This window comes from Neptunicoccus sediminis, assembly GCF_001719615.1.
Classification (GTDB): Bacteria; Pseudomonadota; Alphaproteobacteria; order Rhodobacterales; family Rhodobacteraceae; genus Amylibacter; species Amylibacter sediminis.
On sequence record NZ_MDVX01000002.1, the window covers coordinates 215,386 to 228,004 of the forward strand.

Genomic DNA, 12,619 nt, shown 5'->3' on the forward strand with positions numbered 1-12,619 from the left:
TTAATCTTCGATGTCAGCGAACAGGTTCTCGTTCAGGAGAATATCAATCTGCTCTTTCTCGACAGTTCCGTTGTTAATATCACGGACTTCGACACGACCATCCCCGTGGCCGATCACTATGGCGTCAGCGATATCAAGGAACAGACCGTTTTCTACCACACCGGGCACCTGATTGAGGATCAGGGACAATTCCCGTGCGTTTTCAATCCGCTTGAGGTGAAGGTCCAGAATGTAATGGCCTTCATCGGTCAGCATGGGTGCATCGTTTTGCAAACGCAAGGACACAGCGCTGCCAAGCACATTCACATTGGACAGACATTCCTCGATCAGTTCCTTTGTGGTTTGCCAGCCGAACTTCACCACTTCCACAGGCAGCGGGAAGGCCCCCAATGTCTCAACAGATTTGCTGGCATCCGAGATCACAACCATCTGGTCGCTGGCGGTTGCAACGATTTTCTCTTGCAACAATGCCCCGCCGCCGCCTTTGATCAGGTTCAGGTCCGGATCAAATTCATCCGCGCCGTCAATGGTAAGGTCCAGCCATTTCACCTCATCCAGCGTGAAAACGTCGATCCCCACATCCCGCGCCAATTGGGCGGTGCGGTTGGATGTGGGCACGGCCTTGATCTTTAGCCCTTCATCCCGCACCAGTTCGCCCAGCATCTTGACCATCCATGCCGCGGTGGAGCCTGTCCCCAGCCCGACGCGCATACCGTCATCCACGTAATCCACCGCACGTTTGGCAGCTACGAATTTCGCTTTGTCGATGGGAGAGAACTCACTGCTCATGACAGGCCCTTTGGTTGTTGTGTCTGGCAATTGTATAGGTCTTTATGGCGTCTGCTGCGAGGGTGAATTAGCCGCACTCCACAGTTTTTCCCGCCGTTATTCCGATCCCGCGGCCATTTGTGGGGTCAGAATGTCGGATATGGTGCAGCAACGGGACGGGCGGTGCGCGAAAGAAGACGAAACACTCAATAGAGCGGGGCTAAAATGTTTCTGAGCATCTTCGAAATTTTCAAGGTCGGCGTCGGGCCGTCGTCTTCCCATACGATGGGGCCGATGACGGCTGCGGGACTGTTTCTCGCTAGGCTCAAATCCGAAGGTATCACGGCAGCAGGACTTGGCGCGTCGTTGCACGGCTCTCTGGCCTTCACCGGAAAAGGCCACCGCAGCGATCAGGCGATTATTCTGGGGCTCGACGGGTTCACGCCGGATGACTTTGATCCCGATGCGGCGAAAATGGCCCAAGAACGCATTGCGCTTCACAAGACGGTCAAACCGCAAGGCCATCCCGAATACACATTCGCTCCAGAACAAGACCTTGTTTTTGATTATGAAACCGTCCTGACAGGCCATGCCAACGGGATGAAATTCTGGGCCAAGGACGAACATGGCGCAATTCTGGTAGAGCAGATTTATTACTCTATCGGCGGTGGATTTGTCGCCTCGGCTGAGGAAATGGAACAGGTAGAGGCCGAACTCGGCGCTGTGCCCCAAGAGGTGCCCTACCCGTTCCGCAACGCCGATCACATGCTGGCGCTGGCCAAGGAAAGCGGTAAATCTGTGGCCCAGATGAAATGGGAGAACGAACTGATCCGGTCCGGTCCGGAAAACCTGCACGAACGGGTGATGCGCATCTGGGAGGTGATGGAACGCTGTATCGACAAGGGGCTGGAAACCGGGGGCATCCTGCCCGGCGGGTTGAACGTAAAGCGCCGCGCTATGGGGATTCACAGCCAGTTGCAGGCCGAACAGGGCAAGAACCTGACCCCGCCCCATGTGATCAACGACTGGATCGCAGCCTATGCGATGGCGGTCAACGAAGAGAACGCCGCCGGTGGTCAGGTGGTGACAGCCCCCACCAACGGCGCAGCCGGCGTGGTGCCTGCCACCATCCGCTACTATCTGGATCACGTGCCAACCGCCAAGCGCGAGGACGTTGTGGATTTCCTGCTGACCGCGGCGGCCATTGGCGGGATCATCAAGAACAACGCCTCTATTTCCGGCGCCGAAGTGGGCTGTCAGGGCGAGGTCGGATCCGCCTCTGCTATGGCAGCAGCGGGGCTTTGCGCCGTTCTGGGCGGCACACCCTTACAGGTTGAAAACGCAGCAGAAATCGCGCTGGAACATCATCTCGGGATGACCTGTGATCCGATCAAAGGGCTGGTGCAGGCCCCCTGTATCGAGCGTAACGGTCTGGGCGCGATCAAGGCTGTCAGCGCCGCCTCCCTGTCCTTGCGCGGCGACGGGCTGCATCTGGTGTCACTGGATGCCTGCGTGGAAACAATGCGCCAGACCGGACAGGATATGTCGGATAAATATAAGGAAACATCCCTTGGCGGATTGGCGGTAAATCTGCCGGCCTGTTAAGGCAAAAACCCTAAACCTGCGGCTGTAAGGCCGTGACCACCGCGCCAAGAAACCGGCGCGGTAGCATCACCAGAAGATGGCCGCCGGTGGTCTCAAGCCGCATCTCGCCGCCCGTCGCGGCGTTGGAGCTACCGATCCGGCCATCGGGCTGGAAATCCAGCCCTTCCACCGGCCAGCGCAGCCCTTCGCTGCGGGCCGTCGCGCCGGTCCAAGGGTGCAGCGACACACGGGTGCCCGCAGGTAAATTCACAGTAAAAACAGGGGGCGCACGGAAGACCACATCCTGCGCCCCAACCAGAACCACAGACCGCTGCGGGTGTTTGCACAGCCCGTTCAAAGCGGCAAGCTGGTGGTCCAGACGCTTGCCCAGAAATCCCACGCCAATGACCAAAGAGGCCCGAACCACCGACAGGCATTTTTCAAAATCGGTGGTATTTTGATCCGCCACCTCCATCACCGGAACACCGGCCAGAGGCGCGTCGGTTCCAGACAGCAAATCTTGCGACAGACTGTCCATGTCACCGATAATCCCGGCTGGCCTGATACCCCATGTCGCAGCATGGTTTGCACCACCATCCGCGCAGACAAGAACTGGTGCAAAATCAAGGGATTCTCTGAGATCCGATTCTCTTGCCGATCCGCCACCAAGCAGGGTGACAGAAGGAGATGTGTGAACAATGCGGCTTAAGTCTTCCAAATTGGTTCCTAATCGGGTTCAATCCGGTAAGTAACCCGGCGATTCACGAAGCTTTTAGACTTTTTTCCTAGGGTGAGCCATCGCAAGGTAGTAAATTAACCATAGTATCAGAGTAGTAACGAGTAGTAGGGTTTTATCATGGAATCGCATCCGAAAATAATGACGGTGTCCTACGGCACTTTCTCCTGTACGCTGGAGGGGTTCGACGATCCCTTCACAACAATGCAACTGGTTGCTGAGTATTTTCGCAAGCTGGCCCAGAAGGACCGCTATTTCGGTGGCGAACCGCTCAAGCCGGATCACGATGCGCTGCACCAGATCGCAAAAGACGCGAACCCCTATAAGGTTGATGCAGAGGTGACGGACACTGGCATCACACTGCGCAAGGCAGATGTGCTTGACAGTGACGAAGCCGCACGCCCCGTCCCCCAAGACGCTACCCCCAAACAGGCAGAGCCGAACCCCGCACCGTTCCAGACCGATCCGGCGGTTGAAACGCCCGCGACCGACCCTGCCGATCCGACACCCTTGTTTGCCTCGACCCGCTCGATCTCTGCCAAACGTCAGGAACAGGCGGCCAAAGCCCCGGCGAAACCGGCAACACGGACCAAAGAGGACTCTCCCTTTGTAGAAGCGGCTGTATTCTCGTCCCGTCGCGGTGTTCTGGCGCCAGCGAAATCCGAACCCGCCCTGCCCGCATCGGCCCTGCTGGATGCAGAGGATGAGGGCGAGGAAGAACCATTCGCATTTGACGATACCGAACTGAACACTTTCGACGACGAAGCCAAAGACAACGCATCCGAACAGGATGACGACGGGCAGGACCAGCTTGCTGCGGAATTGCAGGCGCTGGCCGAAGAAGAGGCGCTGGCTGCGGAAGAAGAGGCCGAAGCCGCCCGCCTGCGCGAGGACTCAGAGGCTGCTGCCCAAGCTGTAACCAGCATTCTGGCCGTTGAAAACGCCGATGAAATCGCCCGCGATGCCATTAAACGGGAAGAAGCTGCGCTGGAGCGTCTGTTAGAGACAACAAACTCCAAGCTGGAAACACCGGCCCATTCGCGCAAATCCAACGCGTTGAAACGCTTGAAAGCCGCTGTTGCTGCCACCGAAGCAGAGCGCCGCCTGCGCACGTCTCCGGCACAAACACGCACCGAACGGCCCACGGTTCAGGATTTGAAGGTGGACCCCGGCGAATTTAAGAACCGGATCAGCAAGGCGCAAAAGGATCACGACGACGCTGTCCAACTGACCCGTCCGGTTGCCAAATCCGGCACACCCCGCGCCCGCAACCCAATCGCGACGCTTATTCTCGGCAAAGACCAGCGTGTCGCGTCAGACGAAGCTGCGGAGGCAGCCGATCGCGTAAAAAAGCCGGCGGCTGATGGCCAAAGCCAGGCCGCTGAGTTTATAACCCGCGCAGCCCGCTCTGACACTTGGGCCGAACCGAAAGCGGACTTGAAGCCCGAGCTGAAAATCGTCCGTCCAAGCATAGCAGACGAACCGGAGGCCGAAAGTGCTGCGCCTGACGCGCCCCGCAGTGAAGACGGGTTTGAAGAGTTTGCCCGTAAGATCGGCGCCAATACCCTGCACGAACTTCTCGAAGCCTCTGCTGCCTATCTCAGCATCGTGGAGAACGAGCCGCGTTTCAGTCAGGAACGCATTATCGAAACCATCGGCGGCTATATGGAAGAGAATAACATCTCCGAGGATGCCGCCAGCCGGTCCCTGAACCGTCTGATGCGCGATGGTCGTATCCTGCGCGTCAAACAGGACAGCTACACCATCTCCAAATCCGCCCGCCACGGGTTCAAGGATCGAATGGCCGGTTAAGCACGACCACCCGAATACCCTCACAAGGCCGCCAGTTTCCGCTGGCGGCCTTGTGAGTCTTTGTGTTGAAGTTACACCCAACACAGCGGGAGGCGTGGCATGGACAGTTTTGATTACATTATCGTCGGCGCCGGTTCTGCCGGCTGTGTTCTGGCGAATAAACTGGGGGCCGATCCTGCCAAATCCATTCTGGTGCTAGAGGCAGGCCCGGCGGATCGCGATCTGATGATCCACATTCCCGCCGGTGTTTACCGCACATGGCGCGACCCCAAGATCAACTGGAACTATGTGGCAGAAGCCGACTCAGGCGTAGACAATCGCGGCATCGACTGTCCGCGTGGCCGTGTTGTCGGCGGGTCTTCATCAATCAATTCAATGGTTTATATGCGAGGTCATCCGCGCGACTATGACCAATGGGCGACAGAACACGGGCTGTCGAATTGGTCCTACGCCCATTGCCTGCCCTATTTCAAGGCAGGCGAGGCTTCGGATCGGGGTGCGGATACCTGGCGCGGCGGATCAGGGCCTTTGGGCGTGAGCCAAGGCAGTTATGACAACCCGCTGTATGATGCGTTTCTGGACGCGGGGGAGCAAGCCGGACAGGGGCGCTCGGACGATTTGAACGGATTTAACCCTGAAGGGGTGGCGCGGTTTGACGCGACACGCAAAAACGGGCGGCGCTGCTCTGCGGCGGTGGCCTATTTGCGCCCTGCGCTGGCACGGGGGAATGTGTCGCTGATCACCCGCGCACAGGTGGCAGGGATCGTGTTCGACGGATTGCGGGCAAAGGGCGTAACCTATTGGCACAAAGGTATAAAACACACGGTTGAAGCTGGCGAGGTGATCCTTTCAGGTGGTGCGATAAACTCTCCCCAACTGCTGATGCTGGCGGGGATCGGACCCGCTGATGATCTTGCCCGACTGGGTATCAAATGCCGCGTGGATTTGCCCGGCGTGGGGCAGAACCTGATGGATCACCCTACGATTATCCTGCAATTCGAGAGCCTGAAACGCTATCCGATCCACCGCATCAACCATCCGTTGCGCAAAGGTCTGGCCGGTGCGTGGTGGGTGTTCACCCGCAAAGGCGCAGCCGCAAGCAATATCTGGGAGGCCGGAGGGCTGATCCGCTCGAACGCAAAAGCGGCCTACCCTAATCTGCAATATCATTTCGGCCCGATGGGGTTTACCTATCAGGGCAGCGAGATTTCGGTCACGCAGGCGTTTTCCTTCCATGTTGATCTACTGCGCCCCCGATCCCGTGGTGCGGTCACTCTGGCGAGCGCTAATCCGCTGGACAAGCCGTTGATCAAGTTCAATTATTTTGGACGACAGGCGGATTTGTACGAATTGTCAGAGGGCGTTGGCATGGTGCGTGATCTCGTTTCGCAAAAGGCGTTTGACGGGTTGGCGGGGGCCGAGCTTTTGAGCAGCGGCGCCGCGCAAACCTCTGATGAGATCGCAAATTGGGTGCGTCAGAACAGCGAGACGGATTTCCACCCCTGCGGCACCTGCAAGATGGGCACTGATCCGGATGCCGTGACCGACGACGAAGGCCGCGTTCACGGGGTTGAGGGGCTGCGGGTGGTCGATGCCTCCTTGATGCCGATGATCCCGAGCGGAAATCTCAACGCGCCGACCCAGATGATCGCCAGCCGCATCGCGGACCGGATCACCGGAACGCCCGCGCTTGCGCCGGTTCACGCCCGTTTTGCGTTTCAAACCTGACGTATCAGGGGTATCAGCCGTCGTTTTGGGCATCCGCGCGGGACATGCCCGCCACATCCTGCGCCAGAACCGCCTCCATAAACGGGGTCAGGTCCCCGTCGAGAACACCCTTGGTGTCGGAGGTCTCATAATTTGTGCGCAGATCTTTAACCATCTGATAAGGTTGCAGAACATAAGAGCGGATTTGGTTGCCCCACCCTGCATCGCCCTTGTTTTCATGGGCTTCGTTGATGCTGGCCGAACGGCGGTCCAGTTCCATCTGGTAAAGACGCGATTTCAGCGCCTTCATGGCAATGTCGCGGTTCTGGTGCTGGGATTTCTCGGAGCTTGTCACAACGATGCCGGTCGGGTGGTGGGTGATCCGGACGGCCGAATCCGTGGTGTTCACGTGCTGACCACCCGCACCGGAGGAGCGATAGGTATCAATGCGGATGTCCGCCGGATTCACCTCGATTTCAATATTGTCGTCCACCACAGGATAGACCCAGACCGACGTAAACGACGTGTGCCGTTTCGCAGCGGAATCAAACGGAGAAATCCGCACCAGACGGTGCACACCGCTTTCGGATTTCAGCCAGCCATAGGCATTGTGACCGGAGATTTTATAGGAAACCGATTTGATCCCTGCCTCATCCCCTGCCTGTTCGGACTGCACTTCGACCTTATAGCCCTGTTTTTCCGCCCAACGCACGTACATCCGCGCCAGCATAGAGGCCCAGTCACAGCTTTCCGTGCCCCCTGCCCCTGCGTTAATTTCAAGGAAGGTGTCATTGGCATCCGCCTCGCCGTCCAGCAGCGCTTCGAGTTCCTTTTGCGCCGCAACCTTGGCCAGCTTGCGAATGGCGTCTTCGGCTTCGGCCACCACATCGGCGTCGTCTTCCATCTCGCCCAGTTCGATCAGGTCGAGATTATCCGCAAGCTCTTGTTTCAACGAGGTATACGTCCCCATCGCATCCACCAGCGCCTGACGTTCGCGCATCAGTTTTTGTGCCTTGTCCGGATCGTTCCAAAGGTCGGGGTCTTCGGACATGGCGTTAAATTCTTCCAGCCGGTGTTCGGCCGTGTCCCAATCCATGCGTTGCTTCAGCAATTCCAGCGAATTACCGATATTGGCCGCGATGTTCTCAATTTCTGCACGCATAGCTTGGATGTCCTTGATCTGTCAGGCCGCTAGATACATCTGCACAGGCCATTGGTAAAGTCTGCTATTCGCCCCGTTTCGCCATAAACGCAGCAAGCCGGTCCAGACCTTCGCGAATATCGGCGGCAGAGCGGGCGTAGGAAAACCGGATCGTCTGGTGGCCGCGTTTGGGGTCAAAATCCAGCCCCGGCGTAACGGACACGCCGGCATCCCGCAGGATTTCGGCGCAAAACGCGGCGCTGTCATCGCTCCAGCGGGTAATATCGGCATAAACATAGAACGCCCCGTCCGGTGGTGCGATCCGGTCGAACCCCATCTTGGGCAGTTCCTCCAGCATCAAACGGCGGTTTTCGGCGTAAACGGCAAAGTTCTCGGTCAGTTCGGCTTCTGCGTCCATCGCCCCGAGCGCGGCAATCTGGGCGGCATGGGGGGCGCAGATGAACATATTCTGCGCCAAACGTTCTACCGCACGCACATGGGTTTCCGGCACCACCATCCAGCCGATCCGCCATCCTGTCATGGAGAAATATTTCGAGAAAGAGTTGATCACGAACACATCGTCGCTGATTTCCAGCGCGGAAACGGCACGGCCTTCATACTGGATACCGTGGTAAATCTCGTCGGAGATAAAGGCGATATTCTGCGCGGCGCAGTGGTCCATCAGCTCTTTCAATGCGGGTTTGTCTAGCATGGTGCCCGACGGATTGGCCGGACTCGCCACCAGCAAGCCTGCAAGATCAGACTCGGCTTTGATGTCCTCAAGGCTCGGCTGATAGCGGTTTTCTGCTTGGGTCTGGATGCCCACAGGCTCCAGCGAAAGAGCTTTGAGAATGTTGCGATAGCTCGGGTAGCCGGGTTCCCCTATGGCCACACGTTCGTTCGCATCAAACAAGGTGGTAAAGGCCAGCGTGAAGGCAGCGGACGATCCGGCGGTGACGATAATACGGTCCGGCGACAGGGTCACACCGTACCAGTCCTTATAAAGCCGTGCGATACGGGCGCGCAGATCCGGACGCCCCAATGCCACAGTATAGCCCATAGGATCTTTGGCCATTTCCGCGCTTAGCAGATCCAGCGCGGTTTGCGGTGCGGCGGTTCCGGGTTGGCCTACTTCCATATGGATAATAGAGCGTCCCTTTGATTCTTCTTTGTGGGCGGCGTCCATCACGTCCATCACAATAAAGGGATCAACTGCACCTCTGCTTGAAATCCGCATCCTGTCGCTCCTACACTGCGTCTTGTTGAGCGCAGGTTGTTTCAGGCGGCGGGTGTGCCGTCAATAGGGCCAAGAGCAGCGAGTGTCCCCTTCCGGCTTTCGCCGCGCGCTGTGTGGAATCGAACTTTCACCAGCCCCTGATTTGTGGCAAACGGGCGTCAACATATCGGGGCGGCGCGCAGAAAATGCGCGTCAACCCGCCCCGAATGAATGAAAACGGACTAGGAATGATCGGACTTTCCATGAAATCTTTGAAAATCGCCGCGCTGATCAGCGCCCTTGCGGTTCCCGCTGTGGCCAGTGATCTGGACAACCTGACGTCCGCTGAACGGGCCAGCTTTGGTGAAGAGGTCCGCGCCTATCTTCTGGACAATCCCGAAGTGCTGCTGGAAGCGATGCAAGTGCTGCGGGACCGCGAGCAACAAGCCGAATCACATGCAGATGCGCAAATGCTGTCGCAGAATGCGGATGAGATTTTCAATGACGGCATTTCCTATGTGGGCGGCAACCCCGACGGCGACATCACCATTGTAGAATTCCTCGACTATCGCTGCGGTTACTGCCGCAAGGCCCATGCGGATATGGCGAAACTGCTGGAAAAAGACGGCAATATTCGCTGGGTCGTCAAGGAATTTCCGATCCTCGGGGATGACAGCGACGCCTCTTCGCGCATGGCCATCGCCACATTGCGTCACTACGGCAATGACGCCTACCTGAAGCTTCATGACATCCTGATGACCTTTCAGGGGCCGGTGAATGCGCAGACCATGCCCACCCTCGCAGAGCAGGCAGGCATCGACTACGAACCGCTGGTCGAGATCATGGAAAGCCCCGAAGTATCAGAGCATATTGCACGGGTTCGCGCGCTTGGATCAAAGCTGCAAGTCACCGGCACGCCGTCTTTTGTGATTGAAGATACGATCCTGCGCGGGTATCTGCCCCTTCGGGATATGCAAACCATCGTCGCAGAGGTGCGCGGCTAAACCCCGCCCCGCTGCTTCAAACCCGACCACACTCTGTGCTTTTAACGCACAGAGAAACCCCCTATATAGACGGATACGTCTGCAACGAGACAGACGCCCACAGGTTAAGGACCCCTTGATGTCAAAAAAACACCAGGACGCCGACGTCGCCTTTATCGAAGCGCTTTCAGATCTTGTCAGTGCCAAAGACCTTGCTGAAATTCAGGTCAAACGGGACTATGACGACAATTCGAGCCTGAACGTGCGCGTGACACGCTACGCGGCCACAACAACAGTTTCAGCCCCGCAACAGGCTTATTCGGCTCCGGCGGCACCTGCTGCTCCGGCTGCACCGGCAGCGGCACCGGCGGCACCGACGGCTGCTCCGGCCGCAGCGGTAGAATCCAACGATCCCGCCGAAGATCCCGGTGCAGTGTCTTCCCCGATGGTCGGGACGATCTACCTGCAACCCGAACCGGGTGCCCAGCCGTTTGTTTCAGTCGGCACACAGGTCAGCGAAGGCCAGACCCTGATGATCGTGGAAGCCATGAAAACCATGAACCAGATCCCGGCGCCACGCTCCGGCACGGTCAAACGGATCCTCGTAGAAGATGGCAGCGCTGTCGAATTCGGCTCGCCGCTCGTCATTCTCGAATAATCAAAGGTCGTCGCTTATGTTCTCTAAAGTCCTCATCGCCAACCGGGGTGAAATCGCGCTGCGCGTTATTCGCGCCTGTCAAGAACTTGGTATCCAGACGGTTGCCGTGCATTCCACAGCCGATAGCGATGCCATGCACGTGCGCATGGCAGACGAGAGCATCTGCATCGGCCCGCCCTCCGGTGCGCTCTCTTATCTGAACATTCCTGCGATCATTTCCGCCTGTGAAATTACCGGCGCAGAGGCCGTCCATCCGGGCTATGGTTTCCTGTCGGAAAACGCCCAGTTTGTTCAGGTTCTGGAAGATCACGACATCAAGTTCATCGGACCGACTGCTGAACACATCCGGATCATGGGCGACAAGATCACCGCCAAGGAGACCATGCGCAAGCTTGGTGTGCCCTGTGTACCGGGTTCCGAAGGCGGCGTTGATACTTTGGAAGAGGCTTTCAAAGTGTCCGACGACATGGGCTTTCCGGTTATCGTCAAAGCCACTGCCGGTGGTGGCGGGCGCGGTATGAAGCTTGCCAAGACGCGGGACGAGCTGGAAAATGCGTTTCTCAGCGCCCGTGCCGAGGCAAAAGCCGTCTTTGGCAACGATGAAGTCTACATCGAGAAATACCTTACCCTGCCCCGCCACATCGAGGTTCAGGTGTTTGGCGATGGCAAGGGCCGTGCGGTCCATCTGGGGGAACGGGACTGTTCCTTGCAGCGCCGTCACCAAAAGGTTTTCGAAGAAGGCCCCGGACCCTGCATTTCCCATGAAATGCGCGACCGTATCGGCAAAACATGCGCCGATGCGGCGGCCAGTATCAACTATGCCGGTGCCGGCACGGTTGAGTTCCTTTATGAAAACGACGAGTTCTATTTCATCGAAATGAACACCCGTTTGCAGGTGGAACACCCTGTCACCGAAGCGATTTTCGGTGTGGATCTGGTAAAGCAGCAAATCCGCGTTGCCGCTGGCGAGGAAATGACTTTCGTTCAGGACGAGCTGAGCATTAAGGGCCACGCCATCGAGGTGCGGATCAACGCCGAGAAACTGCCCAATTTCAGCCCCTGCCCCGGAACGATCACCCATTTCCATGCACCGGGCGGTCTGGGGGTGCGGATGGATAGCGCGCTTTATGCCGGCTATAAAATCCCGCCCTATTACGACAGTCTGATTGCCAAGCTGATCGTCACCGGCACCACCCGGGAAGCCACGCTGGCACGGTTGCACCGCGCTTTGGGTGAGCTGATCATCGACGGTGTGGATACCACCGTTCCGCTGTTCCACGAGTTGTTGCAGGAACCGGACATCCAAGCCGGCGACTATGACATTCACTGGTTGGAAAAATGGCTGGAAAAAAAGAACTTCGCCTGATCCCGTGTCAGACGTAACACCAGAGCTGCTGGTGCGGGCCTATGCCAGCGGGGTTTTCCCGATGGCAGACACCGCCGCCAGCACCGAGATTTACTGGGTAGACCCGACCGATCGGGGCGTTGTGCCTCTGGACGGGTTCCACATCTCGCGCTCTCTGGCCAAAGCGATCCGCAGGGAAGATTATTCCGTGCGGATCAACAGCGACTTTGCCCTGACGCTGCAACTCTGTGCCGACCGGCCCGAGACATGGATCAACGGCGAAATCTTCCAACTTTACTGTACGTTGCACGACTTGGGACTGGCCCATTCGCTCGAAATCTGGCGGGACGATCAGATGATCGGCGGCGTTTACGGGGTCACGCTGGGCGGCGCGTTTTTCGGGGAAAGCATGTTCTCCAAGGCCACCAACGGATCGAAAATCGCGCTGGCCTATCTGGTGCACCGTCTGCGTGCTGGCGGGTTCAGCCTGTTTGACACCCAGTTCATCACCAGCCATCTGCAAAGCCTCGGGGCGGTAGAAATTCCGCGGGCGACCTATCATCTACAGTTGGGTAAAGCTTTGGAGATACGGGCAGAATTCGGCGCGGCGGCCACGCCCGACGCCACGCAGTTGCTGGCGGATCTGAAACCTTAGGCTTCTGATCAAAG

The 12,619-nt window shown here is 57.8% G+C and carries 11 protein-coding genes; 7 read left to right on the forward strand and 4 right to left on the reverse strand.

Going from position 1 to position 12,619, the window contains the following annotated elements; genetic code table 11:
* Positions 1–789 carry a ribose-5-phosphate isomerase RpiA gene (rpiA, locus tag BFV97_RS04990; protein ID WP_069299246.1) on the reverse strand — a complete coding sequence of 263 codons (789 nt, stop codon included), beginning with the start codon at positions 787–789 and terminating at the stop codon, positions 1–3.
* A gap of 204 nt (positions 790–993) precedes the next feature.
* Between rpiA and BFV97_RS04995 the strand changes: the two genes are divergently transcribed.
* Complete coding sequence (locus BFV97_RS04995) at positions 994–2,373, forward strand: L-serine ammonia-lyase (protein WP_069299247.1); 1,380 nt, start codon at positions 994–996, stop codon at positions 2,371–2,373.
* A gap of 10 nt (positions 2,374–2,383) precedes the next feature.
* Here BFV97_RS04995 and BFV97_RS05000 read toward each other — a convergent pair whose 3' ends face one another.
* Positions 2,384–3,070 (reverse strand): thiamine diphosphokinase, encoded by a 687-nt coding sequence (locus tag BFV97_RS05000; RefSeq protein ID WP_069299248.1) that lies wholly within the window; start codon positions 3,068–3,070, stop codon positions 2,384–2,386.
* A 138-nt stretch (positions 3,071–3,208) separates the two neighbouring features.
* Between BFV97_RS05000 and BFV97_RS05005 the strand changes: the two genes are divergently transcribed.
* Positions 3,209–4,900: a hypothetical protein gene (locus tag BFV97_RS05005; protein WP_069299249.1), complete on the forward strand. Its 1,692-nt coding sequence runs from the start codon at positions 3,209–3,211 to the stop codon at positions 4,898–4,900.
* A 99-nt stretch (positions 4,901–4,999) separates the two neighbouring features.
* On the forward strand, positions 5,000–6,628 hold the full coding sequence (locus tag BFV97_RS05010) for a choline dehydrogenase (RefSeq protein WP_069299250.1): 1,629 nt from the start codon (positions 5,000–5,002) through the stop codon (positions 6,626–6,628).
* A 13-nt stretch (positions 6,629–6,641) separates the two neighbouring features.
* Here BFV97_RS05010 and prfB read toward each other — a convergent pair whose 3' ends face one another.
* Both prfB and BFV97_RS05020 read right to left on the reverse strand, forming a co-directional pair.
* The gene (gene prfB / locus BFV97_RS05015; RefSeq protein ID WP_069299251.1) at positions 6,642–7,769 is read right to left on the reverse strand and encodes a peptide chain release factor 2; all 1,128 of its coding nucleotides are present in this window, start codon (positions 7,767–7,769) and stop codon (positions 6,642–6,644) included.
* A 64-nt stretch (positions 7,770–7,833) separates the two neighbouring features.
* A complete protein-coding gene (locus BFV97_RS05020; protein WP_069299252.1) occupies positions 7,834–8,985 on the reverse strand; it encodes a pyridoxal phosphate-dependent aminotransferase in 1,152 nt (383 codons plus the stop codon).
* Positions 8,986–9,227: 242 nt separating this feature from the next.
* On the opposite strand from BFV97_RS05020, the gene BFV97_RS05025 reads away from it, so the two are divergent.
* The 4 genes from BFV97_RS05025 (at position 9,228) to aat (ending at position 12,605) form a co-directional block, all read left to right on the forward strand.
* Positions 9,228–9,968, forward strand: coding sequence for a DsbA family protein (locus BFV97_RS05025; protein WP_069299515.1), 741 nt, complete (start codon positions 9,228–9,230; stop codon positions 9,966–9,968).
* A gap of 118 nt (positions 9,969–10,086) precedes the next feature.
* Positions 10,087–10,605, forward strand: a complete 519-nt coding sequence (gene accB, locus BFV97_RS05030; RefSeq protein ID WP_069299253.1) for an acetyl-CoA carboxylase biotin carboxyl carrier protein — start codon at positions 10,087–10,089, stop codon at positions 10,603–10,605.
* A gap of 16 nt (positions 10,606–10,621) precedes the next feature.
* A complete protein-coding gene (accC, locus tag BFV97_RS05035; protein ID WP_069299254.1) occupies positions 10,622–11,971 on the forward strand; it encodes an acetyl-CoA carboxylase biotin carboxylase subunit in 1,350 nt (449 codons plus the stop codon).
* A 4-nt stretch (positions 11,972–11,975) separates the two neighbouring features.
* Complete coding sequence (gene aat, locus BFV97_RS05040) at positions 11,976–12,605, forward strand: leucyl/phenylalanyl-tRNA--protein transferase (RefSeq protein WP_069299255.1); 630 nt, start codon at positions 11,976–11,978, stop codon at positions 12,603–12,605.
* Positions 12,606–12,619: the final 14 nt, after the last annotated feature.

Bases quoted from the DNA above. Each gene is read 5' to 3' on its own strand.
- BFV97_RS04995 (WP_069299247.1), top strand. From the start codon at position 994: ATGTTTCTGAGCATCTTCGAAATTTTCAAGGTCGGCGTCGGGCCGTCG.
- BFV97_RS05020 (WP_069299252.1), bottom strand. From the start codon at position 8,985: ATGCGGATTTCAAGCAGAGGTGCAGTTGATCCCTTTATTGTGATGGAC.
- rpiA (WP_069299246.1), bottom strand. From the start codon at position 789: ATGAGCAGTGAGTTCTCTCCCATCGACAAAGCGAAATTCGTAGCTGCC.
- accC (WP_069299254.1), top strand. From the start codon at position 10,622: ATGTTCTCTAAAGTCCTCATCGCCAACCGGGGTGAAATCGCGCTGCGC.
- BFV97_RS05025 (WP_069299515.1), top strand. From the start codon at position 9,228: ATGAAATCTTTGAAAATCGCCGCGCTGATCAGCGCCCTTGCGGTTCCC.
- BFV97_RS05010 (WP_069299250.1), top strand. From the start codon at position 5,000: ATGGACAGTTTTGATTACATTATCGTCGGCGCCGGTTCTGCCGGCTGT.
- BFV97_RS05005 (WP_069299249.1), top strand. From the start codon at position 3,209: ATGGAATCGCATCCGAAAATAATGACGGTGTCCTACGGCACTTTCTCC.
- accB (WP_069299253.1), top strand. From the start codon at position 10,087: ATGTCAAAAAAACACCAGGACGCCGACGTCGCCTTTATCGAAGCGCTT.
- prfB (WP_069299251.1), bottom strand. From the start codon at position 7,769: ATGCGTGCAGAAATTGAGAACATCGCGGCCAATATCGGTAATTCGCTG.